This window comes from Legionella quinlivanii, assembly GCF_900461555.1.
In the GTDB taxonomy this organism is placed as follows: domain Bacteria; phylum Pseudomonadota; class Gammaproteobacteria; order Legionellales; family Legionellaceae; genus Legionella_C; species Legionella_C quinlivanii.
Window position 1 is genome coordinate 1,672,545 of record NZ_UGOX01000001.1, and the last position, 21,964, is coordinate 1,694,508.

Sequence of the window (21,964 nt, forward strand, 5' to 3'; positions counted from 1 at the left end):
TCTGGAGATTTATTTATGGCAAATCTGGCATTTGTATTCCCCGGACAGGGATCTCAATCAGTAGGTATGCTGGCTGAGCTTTCTGAAGCCTATCCTGTTATTCATAAAACATTTAATCAGGTATCTGACGCATTAGGTTATGATCTATGGCATTTGGTTCAAAATGGTCCAGAAGCTCGTCTTAATCAAACTGAATATACGCAGGTCGCAATGCTGACAGCGGATGTTGCTGTTTTCAGAGCATTGAAACTGCAGGATTTACCACGCCCAAGATTTATGGCAGGGCATAGTCTCGGTGAATATGCCGCTTTGGTTTGCGCTAATGCGCTAAGTCTACAAACAGCAGCCAAACTGGTTGAGAAGCGCGGTCAGTTAATGCAACAAACAGTACCAATGGGTTTTGGCGCTATGGCTGCAATTGTAGGCTTAACTGACGAGCAGGTTGTGGGGCTATGTGAGCAATCAAGTGACTCACAGTTTAAAGTGAGTCCTGCCAATTATAATGCGATAGGCCAGGTGGTTATTGCGGGTCATAGCGCTGCAGTTGAAAAAGCCATCAGAAATGCGGAAGAAGCCGGTGCCAAGCTTGCAAAGCTTATTCCCGTTAGTGTTCCCTGTCATTGCGATTTATTAAAAGACGCCGCAAGCGCGTTTGAGAGTGATTTGAATGCTGCTGATTTCAGGCTGCCGGATTTTGCTGTCGTCAGTAATGTGAATCTTGCTGTTTATCAATCTATCCAGCAAATGAGAACGCTCCTGAAAGAGCAGCTATACCGTCCTGTTCGCTGGGTAGAGACTATACAACTATTTAAAGCCAATGGAGTGGAGCATATCATCGAATGCGGACCAGGAAGAGTATTGTCTGGCCTGGTCAAGCGAATTGATCGTTCATTATCTGCCGCTTGTGTTCATGACAATGATTCGATGGAAGCGGTTTTGTCGCAATGGGAAATGAGCGAAAGTTATTAATTCGGAGCTTGGTATGATAAATCTTCAGGGTAAAATTGCATTGGTTACCGGTGCAACACGCGGTATTGGCATGGCCATTTCCAAAACATTAGCCAGGCAAGGGGCTTATGTTATTGGTACCGCAACGACGGAAAGCGGCAGCCAGACTATTTCCGACTACTTCAAACAGGAAGGCCTTTCTGGCGAGGGTGTCTCTTTGGACGTTACCAATAAGGACGCCATTGAACATTTAATGTCCCAGCTTTCCGATCAGGAAAAACTGCCTGGAATTCTGGTGAACAATGCCGGGATCACTTGCGATAATCTGTTGCTTCGCATGGACGACGAGGAGTGGCTTAAAGTTATCGAAACGAATCTAACTGCTGTATTTCGCATGAGCAAGGCTTGTATCAAGCCGATGTTTCGGGCGCGTTGGGGCCGCATTATCACCATAGGCTCAGTGGTAGGAGCTAGCGGCAACTCAGGACAGACTAATTACACTGCTGCCAAAGCAGGGATTGTTGGATTCAGTAAATCACTTGCACAGGAGATGGCAAGCCGGGGTATTACAGTGAATGTGGTAGCCCCTGGTTTTATTGATACCGATATGACCAGCATTCTGCCTGATATGGTTAAAGATGAAATGCTGAAAAGAATACCCATGAAACGTCTGGGTTCTGTTGATGATATTGCACAAACAGTGGCTTTTCTGGCCTCTGACTGCGCCAAATATATCACTGGAGAGACTATTCACGTGAATGGTGGAATGTACATGGATTAATTTCTTGCGTTCTTGCAAGAATTGAATAAACTACCTTCATCAATTTTTTTAACAAAGAGGAAACACTAGTTATGAGTACAGTTGAAGAGCGGGTTCGTAAAATTGTTGTCGAACAATTAGGCGTTAAAGAAGAAGAGTTGAAAAACAATGCTTCTTTCGTTGATGATCTGGGTGCTGATTCATTAGACACTGTTGAACTCGTTATGGCTTTGGAAGAGGAATTTGAGACTGAAATTCCTGATGAGAAAGCAGAGAAAATTACTACTATTCAGGAAGCCATTGATTATATTGAATCAAACCTGAATAAAGAAGAAGCCTGATAATTGAGGAGTATTCATTGAGTAAGCGGCGTGTTGTAGTCACTGGGATGGGGATGGTTACCCCTGTTGGACTTAATGTCGAGGAAACCTGGCAAAATATATTGGCTGGCAAAAGCGGTGTTGGAATGGTTGAAGGTTTTGATACTGCTGAATACACCACCAAAATCTGGGCCAAGGTTAAAAATTTTAACATTGAGGATTACGTGCCGCTGAAAGATGCCCGCAAAATGGATGTATTTACCCAATACGGAATTGCGGCTGCTGATGAGGCTCTGGCTGATTCTGGATTAGTGATTGATGAGAGACTAAGCCTTCGCACCGGTGTGGCTGTAGGTGCAGGAATTGGTGGCATTGAGACAATCACTAATAATCAGGATAAGCTGGTAACCGGTGGGCCAAGAAAAGTATCTCCTTTCTTTATTCCCGCAGGCATCATTAACATGGTTGCCGGACAGATTTCAATTCGCCATAGCCTTAAAGGCCCTAATATTTCAGTCGTAACAGCCTGTACTACTGGAACGCATAATATTGGTCTGGCAGGGCGAATGATTGCTTATGGCGATGCAGATGTAATGATCTGTGGTGGTGCTGAAATGACTACGACACCGCTTTGCCTGGCTGGTTTTTCTGCTGTTCGCTCCTTATCAAAAAGAAATGAAGAGCCAGAAAAAGCCTCGCGCCCCTGGGATAAGGACCGTGACGGTTTTGTTATGGGTGAAGGCGCAGGCATTCTCATTCTCGAAGAATACGAACACGCTAAAGCTCGCGGTGCAAAAATTTATGCCGAACTTGCTGGCTTTGGCATGTCTGGCGATGCCTATCATATTACAGCACCTGATGAAGATGCGGATGGAGCTTCTCGAGCAATGGAAGCGGCTATTCATGATGCAGGGATTGAGCCTGAACTTGTTGATTACATCAATGCACATGGAACATCGACCTATCTCAATGATATGAATGAAACCAAGGCTGTTAAACGAGTATTTGGTACTCATGCCTATGATCTGGCTATTAGCTCTACAAAATCGATGACTGGTCATCTGTTGGGAGCAGCTGGAGCAGTTGAAGCGATATTTAGCGTGCTCGCAATTAAGGATCAAATCGTACCGCCCACTATTAACCTGGATAACCCGGATGAGGGTTGCGATTTGAATTATGTTCCACATGTGCCGCAAAAGAGAAAAGTTGATTACGTGTTAAGCAATTCTCTTGGGTTCGGCGGGACTAATGGTTCCTTACTATTCAAGCGTGTATAAATGTTTGGCCGGGTAATCAAACTATTCGCCGTTCTGTTTTTGGTATGTAGTTTGATTTTTCTCGGCTATAAAGCCTATTTTATTCACAACGATTTACATTCCGCCATGATTGATAATGGCAAACCCTTCATTATTGAAATCAAACCTAACTCCACTGCCAGTGCCATTGTGCATCAACTAAAGACACAAGGTTTTATTGAATCCGAGCAAATCCTGCTGAATTATATTAAATGGAAAAAGATTGCCGCTCAGTTTAAGGCAGGAGTCTATGAAATCGAACCCGGCGATTCAGCGCTTGATTTCCTTGAGAAGATAATTCAAGGTAAGGTATTGATTGAATCTTTGGCAATTATCGAAGGAACAACACTTGCTCAGGTTGAAAAGCAGTTTACACAAACTCCTTATCTGTACTTTAACCCGGATGATTTTAAGCTAATTATTGGTAATCATGAAACAGCGGAAGGCTTACTGCTGGCAGATACCTATCGTTACAATGCCGGGAGCGATGCAAAAAAAATAATTCAACTGGCAAATAAAAATCTCCTTAAGGTACTTAATGAGGCATGGCAGCAGCGGGCTACTGATCTTCCATACAAGGACCCTTACGATCTGCTTATTGTAGCCTCGATTTTGGAGAAGGAAGCCTCTATTGCAGAAGAGCGCGGGATCATATCAGGAGTTATTGTCAACCGTTTAAAGAAACATATGCCGCTGCAGATGGATCCTACCGTTATTTATGCAATGGGGCCTGATTTTAAAGGAAAATTAACCCATGCTGATCTTGCAATAAACTCTGCGTATAACACCTATCGTAATAAAGGCTTGCCGCCAACACCCATTGCAATGGTAGGAAAAAATGCTATTTTCGCTGCGGCTCAACCCGAGAAAACCAATTATTTATATTATGTGGCGAAGGGTGATGGCTCGCATTACTTTTCCACGAATTATGATGAACAACGCCGCGCTATCTTTCGCTATCTCATTAAGGGGCATGAATGACGTCAAAAGGCAAATTTATTGTCGTTGAAGGGATGGAGGGCGCAGGTAAATCAACTGTCATTCATACCATTAAAGAGTTTCTGACAAAAAGAATTGATTCAGTCATTCTTACCCGCGAACCAGGCGGAACACGTATTGGCGAAAAAATCCGCGAAATCATAAAGGAAAATTATCCTGGTGAAACTCTTGCGGCGCGAAGCGAATTATTACTAATGTATGCAGCCAGAGTTCAATTGCTGGAAGAACTTATACATCCAGCCCTGAAAAAGGGCGGCTGGGTGGTTGCCGATCGATTTGAGTTATCCAGTTTTGCTTATCAGGGCGGGGGGCGTGGACTCAATATGGACTTTCTTAATCAGCTGTCCTCTTTTTGCCTTGATAATGTTCAGGCTGATTTGACTTTTTATCTTGATATTTCCCCCGAGAATGGGCTGGCTCGAACCAGGGGAAGGGGAGAGGCTGATCGTATAGAGCGTGAATCTATGGACTTTTTTAACCGGGTTTATCAAGCTTATCATCATAAAATCAGCACGATGGAGAAGGTGGTTATTATCAATGCAGAACTGTCCCTGAATCAAGTTCAGGAGCAGGTTATTTCCAGTCTGGAAGCATTTTTTAATTGATAGTTTGGGAGCTACGGTGAATTTGTCTGAACCGGCGCATTTAATACGCGCTCATTACCAACACTGGCAACATTTTGTTGAGATGGCACGAAAAGGCAAGCTCAGTCATTCTATGATGCTGGTAGGAGCCGCGCATTTGTCACTGGAGCAGTTTTCACTGCAAATAGCTCGAAGTATTTTATGTCCCTCTCTGCATTCAGATATTGAGCATTGCCAATCCTGTGCTCTGGCAACCAGTAATGAGCATCCCGATCTTCAGCTGATTATCCCTGAAAAAGCGGGGGCAGGGATTAAGATCGAGCAAATCCGGGACTTACAGTCCAGTATTTATACCAGCCCCCAATTAGGGTATGCGCGTGTAGTCATAGTCTATGCTGCAGAGAAAATGAATTCATTTGCAGCCAATGCTTTATTAAAAATCCTCGAAGAGCCGCCTGCCAATGTCTATTTCATCTTATTGGCCGAGCAGATTGGTACGCTGCTTCCGACCATCATCAGCCGATGCCAATTATGGCGATTTACAGACAGGCTTGCATCTGAAGGCCATTTAAGCCTGGCTTCTTGTTATAATCCGGAGAGCGAACGCGGAAAACTTGCCGCCGATTTGCCGGAAATTATTGATGGTTTGCTGAAGTTAACTAATGACCAATACTCAGCCTGTGAGCTTGCCGCTAAATGGGCGGTTTATCCTTTAGTTGAATTAACCTGGATCCTGTATTTAATATGTTCAGAAATGATCGAAGCCAAACTGCTGAAACACTTCCCGGACCATGTTAACTCTCAAGCTCTTGGTCAACTCGCCTCAGGCTTTCACTTGTTTTCATTGTTCATGGTTTTGGATAAAATAAATGCTATTACCAGGAATTTGAACCATAATATGAATGTGAACCCGCTGCTGGCGTTGGAAAATCTATTAATTGTGACAAAACAGGGATGCAAAAATGAGCGAGGAAGTTCCAGTAATTAACTGTGCTTATCCTTCCGAAAGTGCATTGTATATGGCTTACATGCCTTTTTTAAAAAATGGCGGCCTGTTTGTAAGAACCTTACAGTCTTATGCTATAGACACCAAAGTCGTGTTATTGGTTAACTTGCCTAATGACGCACAAACTTATCGCGTAACCGCCCGGGTCGTCTGGATCACTCCCCGAGGTTCACAGGGCAGCAAACCGCCTGGTCTGGGGCTTCAATTTATTGATCCTGACGCCCGTAATTTTGCGAATAAAATAGAAACTCACCTTGCTGGCATGCTAAAATCATCTCAAATGACTGATACGATGTAATGTGATGCTGATTGACTCCCACTGCCATTTAAACTTTATCGATTTAACCGAATTTGACAATAATCTGGATAACGTCATTCGACAAGCAAAGGACAATGATGTCCAGCACTTTCTCTGTGTCTGCGTCGATTTGTCTGATTATGATACTTTGTGCACGATCGCCAAGCGATATAATCAGGTTAGCATTTCCGTTGGCCTTCACCCAAATAGCCTGATTGAAAAGGAGCCTGATGCGGCATTGCTGATACAAATGGCAAGCCACCCCGCCTGTATTGCCATTGGGGAAACCGGACTTGACTATTATCGGAACGAGACTGCAGATGGGCCTGAATTACAACGCTCCCGGTTTCGCGAGCATATTCGGGCAGCGATTCAGTCAAATAAACCTTTGATTATTCATACCCGTCAGGCAGCCGAAGACACACTTCGGGTGATGAAAGAAGAAAATGCGGACGCAATTGGCGGGGTAATGCATTGTTTTTCAGAAACCTGGGACATTGCCAAACAAGCTCTGGATATGAACTTCTATATTTCAATGTCTGGAATTGTCAGCTTTAAGAATGCAGCTGTTTTGCACGATGTTGCTAAAAAAGTGCCGCTGGATCGTTTGTTGATTGAAACTGATTCCCCGTATCTTGCGCCTGTTCCCTTCAGAGGCAAGCAAAATCATCCCGCGTTGGTTAAATATGTGGCTCAGGCGGTTGCCGACTTAAGACAGATGGATTATGAAGAGGTCGCGAGAATTACCACTGAAAACTTTAAATGCTGTTTTAAATTATAAAAAGAAATACGACTGGTGCGGCCCTTGGTCCAATGGTACTTACTTAAGTCGTGCAACTTGGGGAGGGAATATTCTCTACCTCTACGTCTTCCAACCGCCTACATCACCCGACTTGTACGGGTGATCCAGACTACTCAAAGGATAGTTGTGAGGATGCCCGGGACAAGCCGTGGCACGTGGGCGTGAGGAGGAGCCCTCATACAAGCTGCGGGACGTAGGGAGTGAGGGTTAAATCCTTAAGTAAGTGACATTACATATTACTCAACTCAAGCTGTAACTGTCTTGAGAAGACAAGTCTTCATCATTCGTACGTTCTGTCTGATTATTACTATTTTCGTCCCGTATATCTCGGGCTCGACTCTTATAATACTGTGAGGTAGCAATTAAGGGTTTTATGGCTTCATCCTGCTCCGAAATTTTACTCTGCGCTGATTTGGGCGAACTGAATCCGCTTTTTATCCAATTCCATAGTCTGCTCAAAAGCTCTGTAAAGCTAGGCAAACGACTAACATATTCTTTCGTTTCTTCTTCATTTTGAGGATAATCGGCTTCTTCATCTGAGTCATGAGCCATTTGTGGTTTTTCAGCTAAAGTCTTCAGTATATTGAGGCATCGCTGATCACCCGCATTTCTTGCTATATCCAGTACATCTTCTGACTTGATTAATGCAGCCAGATTAAGGTTTGGTACTGATTCATTTAAGTAATTAATTACCGCCTTGACACACTCAGGGTTACGAGACGCGGCCGCGCCTTTTAGTAGAAAAAGCTGATACACTTTTCCATGTTGCTCATTCTGTACATGTTTATCAAGTGTTTGGCGTACAAAACCATCTTCAAGGAATTTTTCAAAAGCCTGTAGCCGGCCTGCTTGCAGTGCGATTTTACTGGCAGCCAGATAAGCAACACTGGGATCTCCATCGGCATCATTTAAAAAACTTCGATATTGCTCGTCTAGCAATATAGTCATTGCTTCCAGTTTATTGTCGCGAGCAGCCATTTTCAACGCCATACGTGAATCGCTTGCTCCATTTCTAAACCAGGCCTCTATTAAGTCCTTATCGTCCTGAATAGCTGCCATCGTCAGTTGATTAAAATGAACATTATCGCCAACGTCGGCAGAGGCATTAGCTCGTTCAGGATTATTTTTAATAATATTCTTGATAATAAAGTTTTCTTTATCAGGGAAGCTGTGATTGATGGTTGAGGAAGGATGCGCCATCACATTAATGGTCAGGGGAATTGTTTCCAGAGGGCCTTGTTCTGTTGCAAACGCTTCCCTGGATAAAAAATTAGCTAACTTGCCTGCAGCGTTTACTTTCTCTCCATCTGTAAACACACGAAACTTGTTATTATTCGGATCATAGACTTCGAAATTTCCATCTTTATTAACGGATACGGCAATTGCATGGGTTGGGGTTCTAACCGTCCAGGCAGTGTCAGGAACTCTCATTTTGTTGAAGATGTGTCTCCAGTCACCGCGCTCAGCCACCAGCCCAATATTATAGACTCGTTGCAGCTTCATCGGCACATTGACCGTCGTGGTATCCCCGTCAGGACCAGGTGCAGGTTGGGCAACGGGAACTTTAAGATTGAGTACCGCATCTTCCTGGCTTAGTTTTTTATTAAATTCCTGGGGCAGATAGGCGTTCAACACTTCCCGAATAAATTGGTTTATCTCACTGTCGCTAACAGTCTGATTTTTGATAGATTCAGGATCTTTCTTTTGAGCTAATAACTCGCCCTTACGATTGATCGCATCTAAAATTCTTGCAAATTGGCTGGATTTTCCTTCGAGAGCATATTGGACATAGACCGCCGCCAAGCCATTACATATCCCATTATCATTGGCACTAAGCTCAATATCTCCCTCCTGCAGGATTAAATTAATCATGGGAATAATATAAGCTTGTTCCATTCCTTTGACGCTGGTGAATCCAAAATCAGGTAAAGGGGATTTGTTCGACATGTTAAAACTCGTATAACTGATTACCACTTACAATAATTTTAGAACATTTAGCTTAAGGTTATCTTAGGGAGAGATACTCTGAATATCTGTATCTAATATCCCATGATGGTTTTCATCTAATCCATACTTTAAATGTAATCCGGAAAAAAGGAGTTTTCATGGGGATTGATGCCTCTACAGTGATTAGCTTAAAACCTGAGGGACTTTATTGCATTCCTGGCGCTTTTTATATTGACCCGCTTGCTTCAGTTAAAAAAGCTATAATCACTCATGCGCATTCCGATCATGCCCGTATGGACCATCAGGAGGTTCTGGCTACTTCTGAAACGATTGAGCTCATGCAAATCCGTTATGGTGAAGATTGCAAAACCCGTTTTCAAGGGCTTGCTTACCATTCAAGGATTAAGGTTAAAGATGTAACTGTTTATTTTCTGCCTGCGGGTCATATTTTGGGGAGCGCTCAGATTGTTATCGTATTTAAAGGATATCGCCTGATTATTTCTGGTGACTATAAACGTTCCATTGACCCTACTTGTGCCGCTTTTGAAACAGAACCCGCAAATCTGCTGGTTACAGAGGCGACCTTTGGATTACCTGTTTTTAAGCATCCGCCTATTGAATCAGAGTTAAACCGCTTATTGGTATCGATGAAAAAACATCCTGGCACCTGTCATATCATTGCCGCCTATGCTTTGGGAAAAGCGCAGCGCTTAATAAAAAGTTTGAGGATTTCAGGCTTTGATGAACCAGTTTATATTCATGGCGCTTTATCAACATTTTGTGAATTTTACCAGCAAAAAGGCATAGATCTTGGTGATTTAAGATCTGCCAGTCAACTCAGTCCACAAACTGCAGCCGGGAAATTGGTTATTTGTCCGCCGAGTGCATTACAGGATCGCTGGAACAGGCGCTTCGGAGATATTCGCTTAGGTTATGCCTCAGGCTGGATGCGAATTCGAGCTCGTGCTAAACAGAAAGGTATTGATCTGCCTTTGGTCATTTCTGATCATGCCGACTGGAATGAACTGACTCAAACCATAGAAGAAATAAATCCCGAATTGCTATGGGTTACACATGGAAGCGAAGAAGCCCTTGTTTATTATGCGCGGCAAAAGGGATACCAGGCGCACGCCCTGCATTTGTTAGGATATGAAGAAAATATGGAGTAAATATGCATCAATTTTCGAGCTTACTTAATGAGTTGTATTTTACATACAGTAATCTGGCGAAAACTGAACTACTTAAAAATTATTTTTCGACAGCTCCCGATCCGGAAAGGGGTTATGGCCTGGCCATACTTGCTGGCACATTAGAGTTCCCGACGTTCAAATGGAGTATGATAAAAGAGTTGATGAAGGAGTATGTGGATCCGGTATTATTTTCATTATCCTATGATTACGTCGGCGATCTGTCCGACACCATCGCATTACTCTGGCCCAACCAGCAATCGTTAAAGCCGCTTCCTGTATTGAGTGCAATTGTTGAGACCTTTAATCAGCTACCCGAAGAAAGGATTGCATCCTATCTTCGCGATCTTTTAAACAGCGCAACTACCGATGAGCGATGGGCCTTATTAAAAACAGGCACTGGAAGTTTGCGGGTAGGCGTTTCCGCCCGCTTTATAAAAAAAGCGCTTGCCGAATACGGGCAGGTTGATGTGAGAGATATTGAGCATGTCTGGCATGCTGTTAAGCCGCCTTATGAAGAGTTATTTGCCTGGCTTGAAGGGCACACTGGCTATCCACAAATTGAAGAGAATATTCATTATCATCCGGTCATGCTTTCCCATCCTCTGAGTGAAAAAGATTTGAATTCTCTGGATCTCGAACAATACGCTATAGAAAGAAAGTTTGACGGGATTCGCGTTCAATTAATTTCTACCGACTCGGGTAAGCGATTGTTTACACGAACGGGAGAGGATATTAGCCATTCATTCCCGGATATTCTTGCCGGAATACAGGGAAAGGTAATATTAGATGGAGAGTTGGTTGTCAAAAGCCGTGAAACTGTTGGCAGTTTTAATGAACTGCAGCAGCGTTTGAATCGGAAAAACCCTGGTAAAGACCTGATTAATAAATATCCTGCTGCCATTATTTTTTACGATATGCTTTCTATTAACGGCGAGGATATTCGTCCACTAACTTTTATGGAGAGAAGAGTCTGTCTTGAATCGTGGTATAAAGAAAACCCGAATTCCAGCTGGCTATTATCTGAACTGCTCGATTTGGATAAGCAGAATATTTTTGTAATTAGAGCTCAGATACTTTCCGAAAAACATGTAGCTGTTGAAGGGCTTATGTTAAAACATAAAAGCAGCCCTTATATTGCAGGTCGTCCAAAGGGCCATTGGTTTAAGTGGAAACGAGATCCGATGCTGGTGGATGCTGTATTGATGTATGCTCAGCGCGGGCAAGGGAAACGTTCCTCTTTTTATTCAGATTATACCTTTGGTTTGTGGGAAGATAGCGAGATAGTTCCTATTGGGAAGGCTTATTTTGGATTTACAGACAAGGAGCTTTATGAGCTCGATAAATGGATAAGACATCATACCATTAACCGGTTTGGCCCTGTGCGCGAAGTAGAAAAACAGCTGGTGTTTGAAGTGGCTTTTGATGAGGTACGTGAATCGAAGCGCCATAAATCAGGTCTGGCGCTTCGCTTTCCAAGAATACATCGTATACGCTGGGATAAACCGGCAAAGGAAGCTGATACCTTGGCGGTTTTGCGCGGGTTTTTAAAGTAGGCGCGTTTACAAGACTGATATAACTAGAAAATACGGGCTAAAAGCCAAATCACAACCAATACGCTAAGCGGTACTCCCAACAGCCAGGCAATAATATATTTCCACATAATGCGCTCCTGTAGTTTATTCCGTTAGTGAAGCTATTTATAAGTATAGTTCGTTTATTCCTTGCAAAAGAGGCTGGCAATCAAACCAATAACAGCGCAAGCGAAAAGACTGACTGAAAACAGTGAGGGATATTGCATAAGAAAAACACCAACCAAACCTCCGAGTACCGAGGACATACACATACGAAAGGTGTTAACAAAACCAAGGGCGGTAGCGGCTTGTTCAGTATAATCAGCCAGAATCAAAGAGACGGTCGGCGGGTTGGAAATACTGAGTCCAAAACTGAGTAATAGAACAGGAGCAAGGGAGGTCAGTGTAATTCCATAGCGTATATATAAGAGTATTAGTAATGTCGAACCAACAACCATTAATAGATTACCAAAACGAATATTCCATACGAGTGATTTATACTCTCTTAGCCAGATTCCGAAATAATTCCCCACAATAATTGTTAATCCATTGCAGGCGAATATAATGGCAAAGGCTTGGGGCGAGTAGCTTAAACTATCGATAACCAGATAAGCGGCATTTACCACGATAATCATCAGGCAAGTGTAGGAAAATGTAACCATAATGGTTCCTATCCACAATTTTCTATGCCATAAAATTTCCCTGTAATATTGAAAGTAGTGCCAGATCGTCTTGCCTGACCTCTGCCAATAGCGAGACTCTTTTAAAAAAGGAATGGAAGCCCAAAATAAGACGATAGCCAGCAAGGCCATAAATATAAAATTGGCTCTCCAGCCAAAATTGACAAAAATAAGTGAGCCTATTAACGGCGCGAAAATAGGGGAGGCGGTAACGATCATCGAAAGATGGGAGAGTAAACGGGCTCGGTCAATATTATCCTCTACATCACGCGCAGTGGAGAAGGCGATTATATTGGAGCTGCAGGCTGCAAATCCCTGAATGATTCTTGCAATAATCAATATTTCAATACTGGTGGCGAAAATGCAAATCAGGGTGGCAAAAAGAAAAACGTATAGGCTTGAAAAGAGGGCTTTGCGACGTCCAAAATAATCAATGATTGGACCCCAAAAGAGTTGAGCTACTCCAAAAGAAAAGAAAAAAAGACTGAGCGTTAATTGTCCGATAGCATGGGTTGTCTCAAAATAACTGGTTATTGCGGGCAATGCTGGCTGAAAAGAATCAAAGGTTACGAGACAAAAGGAAGATAGAAAACCAAGATAAACCAGCTTATTCTCATTCACAGGTGCCTGATTCCTTTTCAATTATTTCATAGGATGCTGGCAATATATTAGCATAGCATGCGTTTGAAATTCATATTAAAATAGCTGATCTATTTATGCGTACTGAGAATCTGATGAAATTTTACCTGGGTCTTATGTCTGGTACCAGTATGGATGGTATTGACGCCGCATTGATTGATGAAAATAATAATTTTATTGATGGCTTAACCCGACCTTATAATTACCAGGTCAGAGACAGTATTCTTTCGGTTTCTCAGGGTGAGAAAAAAACGATCGCCGAGTTTAACCAGTTGCATACGCTCATTGGTCGAGAATTCGCTGCAGCTGCTCGAGAGCTGATTTTAAGGCATGAAGATAAAAAACCGTGGATTCAGGCCATTGGCAGTCACGGCCAGACACTATGTCATGATGCCGGCGCTCAAATACCCTATACTGTTCAGTTAGGTTGCGGCCATACTATTGCTGAGGCGACTGGAATTACGGTGGTTGCTGATTTTCGCACGAGGGATTTAATTGTTGGTGGAGAGGGGGCGCCCTTTGCTCCTGCCTATCACCAGGAAATTTTCAGACATCTGGGAACCCCTTTAGCTATTGTGAATATCGGAGGTATCAGCAATATCACCTGTTTGCATAGTGAAACAGCGATTTCAGGCTTTGATTTGGGACCCGGCAATTGCCTTATGGATCAGTGGATAAGCTTGCATCTTGGCAAAAGTTACGACAAAAATGGAGAATGGGCTGGCCAGGGAACAATAATCCGGGAGCTCATCGAGCAATTATTAAATGATTCCTATTTCAAAAGGCCAGCACCTAAAAGCATCGGTAAGGAATACTTCTCTCTGGACTGGCTAAGCCGCTATCTGAAAGCGGATTATCATCCTGAGGATGTGCAGGCCAGTTTGTTATTTCTGACTGCCAAAACAATAGCCATGGGCATCCAGCAAATATTTCCGGAACCCGTGACTGTATTGATCTGCGGCGGAGGAGCCCATAACAACGAGTTGCTGCAGTCGCTGCAGGCCCTTTTAAGTGCCTATACCGTAAAATCGAGCAATGACTTCAATATTCATGCTGATTATATTGAAGCCATGATGTTTGCCTGGTTTGCAGCTAAAACAATGAACCAGATTCCTTTCAATTTAAAATCGATTACGGGCGCGAAATATCCTGCAATTCTTGGCGCAATTTATTCTGCGGGGATTGACAAAAGAAATCCGAATGGGTGTAATGTGCCTTTTGATTTGACACTCGGGACATTGGTGTGACAGCGCATTATCCGCATTATCAACAGGCCAATAAAGCCAGTGCCTATATCATTTTTTTATTGTCAGCCAGCTTTTATCTGTATGAGTTTGTGTTGCAGGTCGCACCTAGCGTTATGGCTGATCCGATGATGAATACTTTTCAGGTTGGTGCTGCTGGCTTTGGCATTGTTTCCGCTTTTTATTTTTATGCCTATGCGCCAATGCAATTGCCTGCGGGATTGCTTTTTGATCGTTATGGACCTCGAAAACTAATGACCTATGCACTTATCCTGTGCGCACTGGGTTCTTTTTTCTTTGCCTCAACGGATAGTTTATTCACGGCAGCGTTAGGCCGTTTTCTGATTGGTATTGGTTCAGCTTTTTCTTTTATTGGTGTTCTGGTATTGCTTTCCAGATGGTTCCCACCTCAGCAGTTTGCTATTTTGGCAGGTGTTGCCCAGCTAATGAGCTCTGTTGGAGCGATGTTTGGCGAGATGCCGCTAGCCGCTTTAATTGAAGCAGTGGGTTGGCGTGCAGCCAGTTTTATTCTTTCTTTTGTGGGGCTCATTCTGGCGGCGTTGATTTGGTTTGTGATTAAGGACTATCCCCATCAGCGTACGCAATCCCCCACGAAACGCCAGTTTAAAGACGAATGGCGTCGCCTTCTTGAGGTTTGCGGACGTTCCTATACCTGGGCTACTGGTTTATACGCCTGCGCTATCTGGACTCCTATTGCTGTTTTTGCCGCTCTTTGGGGAGTACCATATTTACAGCAGAAATTTCAGATTTCCGTGCTTAATGCGTCTGGCTTGTGTAGTATGATTTGGTTAGGTATTGGTATTGGCAGTCCGTTGCTTGGCTGGATTAGCGACCGGATTCTCAGCCGTAAAATAGCCTTGGGCATCAGTTCGCTTTGCGGTCTGATCGCTACGATACTTCTGTTGTATGTTCCACAGGTTGACATCCAGATGATGTATTTTATCTTGTTTTTCCTAGGTATTGGAGCAGGGGGGCAGACCGTCAGCTTTGCAGTAGTTAAAGATAATAACCCACCGGAATTAGTGGGCACCGCTTCCGGCTTTAACAATTTATCTGTCCTTATTGGCGGCGCAGTGTTCCAGCCTTTAGTTGGAGTATTTCTTCATCAGAGCAGCGAATGGGTAAATATGCGCGGCGTTCATGTGTATACTGTGGCGAGTTATAATAAAGCCTTATTAGTCATGCCGGTTTGCTTTTTGATTAGCCTGTTAGCCGTTTTACTGATGCGTGAATCTCATCCGCAGAGATGGCACTCCTGAGAACTGGCTGCTTTATGACTAATAAATGCTTCACAAAATCTGATCATAACAGATTGATTTAAAATTATAATATTAAACCCCTACGTACCCCGCTTAATGCGGGGTATCCAGGCAGTGCGTCTGATTAGCAAAAGCATTTTAAAAATTCACTACCATTTTATGGATACCCCGCATAAAGCGGGGTACGTAGGCTCTTATAAGGTACGTAGGCTCTTATAGGATGGTTAAATTTTGTGACCATCTCATGATTTGTTCGTGGGATCCAATAAACAATCTTTAAATAAATCTATAATCCTTAACATTTATTTAAGCCTGATACATTAAACTAATACTATATATCCAAATAGATAGTTGTAATGACCATGCCAGCAAAGACAAAAGAAGAGAGGACCCTTACTGTTGCAATACAGTATATTGATTTAATCATAAAGACCCTGGAGGATACTCATCTCTTGACTGAGGCATTAAATGGCCCTCAGGCAATTTGGTTGGACAAGCGTAAAATCAAACTGGAAAATGCGGATCTTGAGCCGTTCTTCTCGCAAGAGGGCAGGTTAAATGAGAAATATCAGTTTGATTCTCGTATAGACGAATTTTTACGCAAAATTCCCTTGCCTCCTGAGTCTACTGATCGTGACCGATTTCAGCTCTATGCATTGATGTTTTCTTTACCTGGGACGTTATATAACCAAATAAGGCCTGTTTCTTTTAGTAATTTGGAAAATCCTACGGCTAGCCCGGAGTTTCAGGAATGGCATGCTCAATTTGATCTCTATAATACCGATGCGCCCAAGACAGTGTATGAGGCACTCGAACCTGTTACCTCCCTGGATGATTTTAAGAAACAGCTAGTGGCTGTTAAGGCGAAACTTGAACAACAGCATAATTCAATAATCTCTATTGCAGAAACAAAGAACCCGCAATTACTGCTTAACCGTGAGATGCTAAAGGAAAAAGAGGAAATTGTAGAAGGGAACAAGCTTCAGATTGTGAAAGATTTTGAACGCAATCTGACATTGAATGGCCAGGCGTTCACATTGAATAATGAAACCGCTGTTCCTGATCTTGCCAAAGCGTTGGAGATATCTGAAGAGCAGTCTATGGCCCTCATTGAAGCTCAGTCTCAGCATCTATATTATGCAATTAATTGCTTTATCAGCATTAAACAAGATGCCGCCATTAATACACAGCTGTCAGAACGCGGAATTTATGTAAGCTGGAATGAAGAATCCATTCAATGGAATATCCAGAAGAAAGGAGAGCAGATTACACAAACTGTTTTTGTTCAAGGTTTAGAGTTTCGTGATCAGAATAAACAACTGATTCATAGTATCGATGCTTCATTAAGTATTAACTTTGCATTTAATACTGAAACTGGTTTATGGGAACGTAATGATGCGGTTCATTTCAGCGGCAGTGATTCTGATAAAGTATTTATGACCGAATTAATGAATGCAAAGCACTTTGATATTAATGGGCGCGCCGAGCTAAAACCGCTTGTTCCTTATCAGTTTCCTAAAATTAATCAATTATTGGATTTCTATTTATATGATCGGGAGAATTTCGCCCAGCGTTTGAAAAATAATCTTCCTGAACAAGCTGAAGCTATTACTGCTTTTTTAACAGGTTTGGAAGAAGCATTAAAGAAACAATCCTTATCGTTGCATGATTTTATAAATAGCAATGAACCTAAAGAACTTCATGAATTTTTAAGGACAAATCCCGAGATTAAAGAATTATTGGAACGCGGGGAGTTTGTTGTAAGCAATTTAATTGAAAAAGAACCGCTTTTAATGCCTGCTACCAAAAATGACGCCATTGTTTGGAAATATAAAGCATTAAGAGATATTGCTGAGGCCAGTGAAAAGAGATTTGATCAATATTGGCTTCTAATTGGTAAATCTTTAGCTCCGAAAGAAGTGCTCGACGCACTAAATACACCGGCTGCTGGCCTCGACAAACCTGGAAATGCCTGGAAACTTGATAAAATGACGGCGCTCTGGAAACAGGCCTATCCTGATCAGATGAATTTACCCGATGAGGATATCAGGTTCATTCTTCAAACCCATAATCAATTTAGTTCTATTGCTAGCAGAAGCCCCGCAGTTTTTGATCAGCTGATGACCCATTTAATGATGTTTAGAGATGCACAAAGCAAGGACGTGCCTTCTCAATTGTCCTACAGGGTATTAATTACTCAATTATCGTGTATGGTCGACTCTCTACCCGCCAATTTGGCTAATGATTTTATTGAACTCTATAAAAACAATATCCTAAACAATAATATTCCTATGCAGGAGGCGTTGGCAGCTGCAAATCTTCCACCCAGTCATCCTTTATCAGGATTGGCAAGGCAGTATGATGTGTTTGTGACTCATTCAGTTAGTACGGTATATCACTTCGATAAGGAAGAGGCCAATCAAAAATTATTTTTTGCGGCAGTAATCGAGTTAAGAGGGCGTGCAGAATCGCCTGAAGTCAATAGTGGGGATAGGATGATTATCCGAAAAATGGCTGATAACCTGACGATGCATGGCATGAATTATTTCTCCGGTCAGGCGCATGATAAAAAAGACCTTCAGGCGTTTAGAAAAACTGCGGTAACAATGATTGAAACGGCCGAAGATCAATTGTCCTCAAAAAGTAGAACCTGGCTTGGCCGCCAATTTCAGAAACTATTATCGTGGATTGGCCAATATGTACCATTGCTTAAACCAAAAGAAACCAAAGCGGACCAGACTGTTAGCAGCGTCAAGGATTCAATGAAATTTTTAAGTTTCAAAGAGCAGATAAAAGAAGCGAGAGGGGATGATCCTAAACCGGACGATTCATCCCCCGCTAATAAAGTAATGTGATAGCGAAGCAATCGGAAGAAAGTGTTTTGCTCCTTTTGTTCGTAAAGCCACGATAATCATTATTGTCCTGTTTTCTGACTACAAAATACTTTTCGTTTTTACTTGAAACCAGATATAGTTTTGTGACCTTGTAGTTTTCAGGAGATTTCTATGTCTGGCTTATTTGGCCCTTATTATTCATCCTCATCAACTCATCGGGGAGCTCAGAAAGCATCCGCTGTGGCTACGGTTGTTGAAAATGGGCTCAATGCCATTAGTGGCGGCACACTCAATGCTATTCCGAGTAAAGTGGTGCAGATAGGCTCATCCGGTTATACCGTCTTTTGCACATCAACCCACACAAGCGAAAAGATCATTAACGGATTGGAAGCAGGGATTACATTAACTCAATTGGCATTAATAATTGCTTTGTACATAATGGGTGAGGAATGCGCCAACGATGAGCATGCATTGTGCAAGGCTTATTTTATACTGGAGGCGGTTTATTCAGGTCTATTGGCTTTAGCATTAGGCATAGGAGAAATGTCCAAAGATCCGGCTGCTCCACCAGCCCCCTCAGTATAATACAACTCAAAGGAGATCATATGCGAGTTATCAGTATACTGTTTCTATTATTCAGTTCCTCTGTTTATGCGGATCTCAATAAGAAAATTGAGCAAATAATTCAAAACAAATTGCCTCAGGCGACTGTAGGAATAGTGGTGAAAGATGCTGTAACAAGCGAAATTGTCTACAGTAGAAATCCTGATAAACTATTAGCCCCCGCAAGCAGCACCAAGCTGCTAACCGCTGCGGCAGCGCTGTATCAATTGACTCCGGAATATAAGTTCAAAACTCAATTACTGACAAAAGGGGATGATGTGTATGTGGTTTTCAATGGCTCCCCTTCATTAACCTCCAAAGATTTGGCCAGTTTGCTTGCAAGTCTTCCAAAGAAAATCAAAGGGAATCTTATAATGGATGTATCTCATTTTAAACCGCCTTATTATCCTGGTGGAACCTCCTTTGATGATCTGGGCTGGTACTATGCTGCTCCAGATACAGCGGCAATTCTTGATGCGAACGAGGCTGCATTTAAATTTACCAGCGCCAGGCTTTTAAACAAGCGCGTTCAGATTGAGTCGCAGAAGCCTGATAATCCACTCCATCTCATCAATGAGGTGAATACGGTATCTGCTCAAACCGAAAAAAATCATTGTAATATGAATATTGAAGTCATGCCTGGCAATACCTTGAAGCTGTATGGCTGTCTCGCCCAGTCTAAAGAGCCCAAGATAATGAGACTGGCCATTCCTCAGCCGGTAGCAAGAGCCAGGGAGTTAATTGAAAACTATCTCAAAAAACATCATATTGCTTTGAACGGTCATGTGAATACCGGTAAAGCGCCTGCCGATGCAAAAATGATCGCCAGCCTGGAATCACCTGCCACGGAACACTTGATTAGGCATATGCTGCAAGAGTCAGATAATCTGTATGCGAATAGCTTTACTAAAGAGCTGGGCTTTGCTGTTACGGGTGAAGGTTCCTACAAGCAAGGGGTATTTGCAATTAAACAGATATTAAACAAGAATACCTCGGTTGATGTTAAGAAAATTGCTCTTTACGACGGCGAGGGAACACGTTACAACCTGTTGACAGCTCAGCAACTCGTTAATCTGCTGGACTCCTTGTATCAAAATCAAAGGTTGCGTGAAATCCTTTTTAAGGCATTGCCGCAATCAGGCAGCAGCGGCAGTCTGAAGGCACGTATGACCAAGACGGATCTGAATCATTTGGTTTATGCCAAAACGGGAACGCTCCATGATGCATCCTCATTATCCGGTTTTCTGATGCGTCCTGAAAGAAATCCGCTGATCTTTTCAATCATTATCAACGGAGTTGAAAAGCCCATTTATATCGCAAAGGGATTGGAAGAGGAAATTCTTCTGGCAGTGTATCAGAACTCTTGACTTTGAAAGGACCCCACTTCCGTACTGCCTGGGATTCTACACATCACCACTACGCCCTGCGGCTTGTCCGCAGGGTCCAGTTTTCTCAAGGAGTCTTCTGGATCCCTCGCCCTCGGACAAGCCGAGGGACATAGAAGCTAAGAGCAGACAGTGTTTTCAGAGATGTAGATACCCCGAACAAGTCGGGGTAAGTGAGCAGGGGGATAGCGACTTAGTTATTTCGTAGTTAGAGGCGGCAAGGAAGTCTCTGGAGACTCCTTGGGTTTATCGGCTAATTTTACCGGGATGTGGCGGCTGATATCACTGCTTAGGCAGGTAAAATTAGCGTTCATACTGCTTACAAGGGTTTGTTGGTTAACAACGGGTAACTTTATGTGATAGTAAACACTGTATTTTCTATTCTCAAAAGATGGTCCATAGATGACGTAATCTGCCTGAAGGATACTGTTGCCCTGACTATCTACTTTAAATTCGTTAATGTTTACCTGAAGCTGAATGGCGGGATCAAATTTGGGGTCCCAGGGAGCTACTTCAACCACGGCATTAGGAATAAGCGTGGACAGATTGCTGCGAAGCACTCGTTTAACATTACTCTGCAAACCTTCTGCCCATTGATGATCATCTTCCATTTTGCTCTGATTAGCGCTAAGGAAAAACATCAGCTGAGGCTTGGCCAGGTACTCCGGTATGCTCACATCATCGATACCGATACGCATCACTGAATGAGTGTATGCCTGTGAGCTTGTATTTAAAATGGGATTAATAACATATAACAATGGCTCTTTACTTCGACCACAGGCGGCTAAGAGTAACGTCAGTACAATTAAGAGATATTTCTTCATCACCTTCCTCTTAGCAAGGCGTCTGGATGGCGCGCCAGATAATCACTAAGCGTGCGCACGGAATAAGCCATTTTGGATACCTCTTTCAAACTTTCATTCCAATAGATCAAGGCGCTTGGAATCTGGCCTGTCATCAAATCGGCAAATTGATTAATGCTGTCAGCCATTGTCTGAATAGCTATAATAGCTTCTTTTAGTTCTTTCGATTTAACAAAATTACTAATGTCATTCAGTGTTCGCCTGGCTGTTCGCATCGTATCTTTGGCGCTCATATCGTCTTCAACAGCCACCTCTGTTGGAAATAAAGGGACGCCATGAAATGTTCTCGCTTTAACAGACGCCTGCTTTTTTTCCGCAAGAACAAGCTCAATACTGGAGGTTCCTGTCAGCAAATTGGGTGATGAAATAGTAGCAACAATCCCATTCTGGATAAGGATTTGAATTGGATTATCCCCAGGCTCAAATGACTTCTCGACAAAGAATTCCACATATACGGGAATAGACACATTGGTCTTGGACTTAGTCGCGGTCAGTTCAACACGTTTGACTTCACCGATCTTAACCCCGCGATAGGTGATAGGCGATGTCGCATCCAGTCCGCTGAGAGAGCCTTTAAATAACATGACATAGGTTTCTATTTTGCCATGAAGGTATTGATTGTAAACGAACAGGGTACCAAATACGGCTAGAATTAGAGCAAAAAAAACAAAAATACCTGTTCCGATATAAAATCTTTCCTGTTCCATGAAATTCCT

At 42.8% G+C, this 21,964-nt stretch carries 20 protein-coding genes; 16 read left to right on the forward strand and 4 right to left on the reverse strand.

Annotation, left to right across the window (positions count from 1 at the left end; genetic code table 11):
* Positions 1-15 precede the first annotated feature (15 nt).
* From fabD to DYH61_RS07260, 9 genes are all read left to right on the forward strand, one after another.
* Positions 16-969, forward strand: coding sequence for an ACP S-malonyltransferase (gene fabD / locus DYH61_RS07220; protein WP_058506473.1), 954 nt, complete (start codon positions 16-18; stop codon positions 967-969).
* Positions 970-982: 13 nt separating this feature from the next.
* Positions 983-1,729, forward strand: a complete 747-nt coding sequence (gene fabG / locus DYH61_RS07225; RefSeq protein WP_058506472.1) for a 3-oxoacyl-ACP reductase FabG — start codon at positions 983-985, stop codon at positions 1,727-1,729.
* A 71-nt stretch (positions 1,730-1,800) separates the two neighbouring features.
* The gene (acpP, locus tag DYH61_RS07230; RefSeq protein WP_058506471.1) at positions 1,801-2,049 is read left to right on the forward strand and encodes an acyl carrier protein; all 249 of its coding nucleotides are present in this window, start codon (positions 1,801-1,803) and stop codon (positions 2,047-2,049) included.
* A 17-nt stretch (positions 2,050-2,066) separates the two neighbouring features.
* On the forward strand, positions 2,067-3,305 hold the full coding sequence (fabF, locus tag DYH61_RS07235; protein WP_058506470.1) for a beta-ketoacyl-ACP synthase II: 1,239 nt from the start codon (positions 2,067-2,069) through the stop codon (positions 3,303-3,305).
* On the forward strand, positions 3,306-4,304 hold the full coding sequence (gene mltG, locus DYH61_RS07240) for an endolytic transglycosylase MltG (RefSeq protein ID WP_058506469.1): 999 nt from the start codon (positions 3,306-3,308) through the stop codon (positions 4,302-4,304).
* Entirely contained in the window at positions 4,301-4,927 is a 627-nt protein-coding gene (tmk, locus tag DYH61_RS07245) for a dTMP kinase (protein ID WP_058506468.1), read from the forward strand. The genes mltG and tmk overlap by 4 nt, the downstream gene beginning before the upstream one ends.
* Positions 4,928-4,943: 16 nt before the next feature.
* Positions 4,944-5,894 carry a hypothetical protein gene (locus DYH61_RS07250; RefSeq protein ID WP_058506467.1) on the forward strand — a complete coding sequence of 317 codons (951 nt, stop codon included), beginning with the start codon at positions 4,944-4,946 and terminating at the stop codon, positions 5,892-5,894.
* The gene (locus tag DYH61_RS07255; RefSeq protein WP_058506466.1) at positions 5,869-6,210 is read left to right on the forward strand and encodes a PilZ domain-containing protein; all 342 of its coding nucleotides are present in this window, start codon (positions 5,869-5,871) and stop codon (positions 6,208-6,210) included. The genes DYH61_RS07250 and DYH61_RS07255 overlap by 26 nt, the downstream gene beginning before the upstream one ends.
* Positions 6,211-6,214: 4 nt before the next feature.
* Positions 6,215-6,991 carry a TatD family hydrolase gene (locus DYH61_RS07260; RefSeq protein ID WP_058506465.1) on the forward strand — a complete coding sequence of 259 codons (777 nt, stop codon included), beginning with the start codon at positions 6,215-6,217 and terminating at the stop codon, positions 6,989-6,991.
* A gap of 261 nt (positions 6,992-7,252) precedes the next feature.
* Here DYH61_RS07260 and DYH61_RS07265 read toward each other — a convergent pair whose 3' ends face one another.
* Positions 7,253-8,959 carry a hypothetical protein gene (locus tag DYH61_RS07265; RefSeq protein ID WP_058506464.1) on the reverse strand — a complete coding sequence of 569 codons (1,707 nt, stop codon included), beginning with the start codon at positions 8,957-8,959 and terminating at the stop codon, positions 7,253-7,255.
* A gap of 158 nt (positions 8,960-9,117) precedes the next feature.
* Between DYH61_RS07265 and DYH61_RS07270 the strand changes: the two genes are divergently transcribed.
* Positions 9,118-10,128, forward strand: coding sequence for a ligase-associated DNA damage response exonuclease (locus DYH61_RS07270; RefSeq protein WP_058506463.1), 1,011 nt, complete (start codon positions 9,118-9,120; stop codon positions 10,126-10,128).
* Positions 10,129-10,130: 2 nt separating this feature from the next.
* On the forward strand, positions 10,131-11,702 hold the full coding sequence (locus DYH61_RS07275) for a cisplatin damage response ATP-dependent DNA ligase (protein WP_058506462.1): 1,572 nt from the start codon (positions 10,131-10,133) through the stop codon (positions 11,700-11,702).
* 161 nt (positions 11,703-11,863) lie between these two features.
* Here the strand turns inward: DYH61_RS07275 and DYH61_RS07280 are convergent, their stop codons facing one another.
* Entirely contained in the window at positions 11,864-13,021 is a 1,158-nt protein-coding gene (locus tag DYH61_RS07280; RefSeq protein WP_065236107.1) for an MFS transporter, read from the reverse strand.
* Between the two features lie 113 nt (positions 13,022-13,134).
* On the opposite strand from DYH61_RS07280, the gene DYH61_RS07285 reads away from it, so the two are divergent.
* The 5 genes from DYH61_RS07285 to dacB all read left to right on the forward strand — a co-directional run bounded on the left by DYH61_RS07285 (position 13,135) and on the right by dacB (position 20,367).
* Positions 13,135-14,286: an anhydro-N-acetylmuramic acid kinase gene (locus tag DYH61_RS07285; protein ID WP_065236106.1), complete on the forward strand. Its 1,152-nt coding sequence runs from the start codon at positions 13,135-13,137 to the stop codon at positions 14,284-14,286.
* Positions 14,283-15,563 carry an MFS transporter gene (locus DYH61_RS07290; protein ID WP_234999800.1) on the forward strand — a complete coding sequence of 427 codons (1,281 nt, stop codon included), beginning with the start codon at positions 14,283-14,285 and terminating at the stop codon, positions 15,561-15,563. The genes DYH61_RS07285 and DYH61_RS07290 overlap by 4 nt, the downstream gene beginning before the upstream one ends.
* 356 nt (positions 15,564-15,919) lie before the next feature.
* Entirely contained in the window at positions 15,920-18,418 is a 2,499-nt protein-coding gene (locus DYH61_RS07295; protein ID WP_058506460.1) for a hypothetical protein, read from the forward strand.
* 150 nt (positions 18,419-18,568) lie between these two features.
* The gene (locus DYH61_RS07300) at positions 18,569-18,982 is read left to right on the forward strand and encodes a hypothetical protein (protein ID WP_058506459.1); all 414 of its coding nucleotides are present in this window, start codon (positions 18,569-18,571) and stop codon (positions 18,980-18,982) included.
* A 20-nt stretch (positions 18,983-19,002) separates the two neighbouring features.
* Positions 19,003-20,367: a D-alanyl-D-alanine carboxypeptidase/D-alanyl-D-alanine endopeptidase gene (gene dacB, locus DYH61_RS07305; RefSeq protein ID WP_058506458.1), complete on the forward strand. Its 1,365-nt coding sequence runs from the start codon at positions 19,003-19,005 to the stop codon at positions 20,365-20,367.
* Between the two features lie 215 nt (positions 20,368-20,582).
* Here the strand turns inward: dacB and DYH61_RS07310 are convergent, their stop codons facing one another.
* Both DYH61_RS07310 and DYH61_RS07315 read right to left on the reverse strand, forming a co-directional pair.
* Complete coding sequence (locus DYH61_RS07310) at positions 20,583-21,209, reverse strand: PqiC family protein (RefSeq protein ID WP_058506457.1); 627 nt, start codon at positions 21,207-21,209, stop codon at positions 20,583-20,585.
* Positions 21,209-21,955 (reverse strand): MlaD family protein, encoded by a 747-nt coding sequence (locus DYH61_RS07315; protein ID WP_058506456.1) that lies wholly within the window; start codon positions 21,953-21,955, stop codon positions 21,209-21,211. Before DYH61_RS07315 ends, DYH61_RS07310 begins: the two co-directional genes overlap by 1 nt.
* Positions 21,956-21,964: the final 9 nt, after the last annotated feature.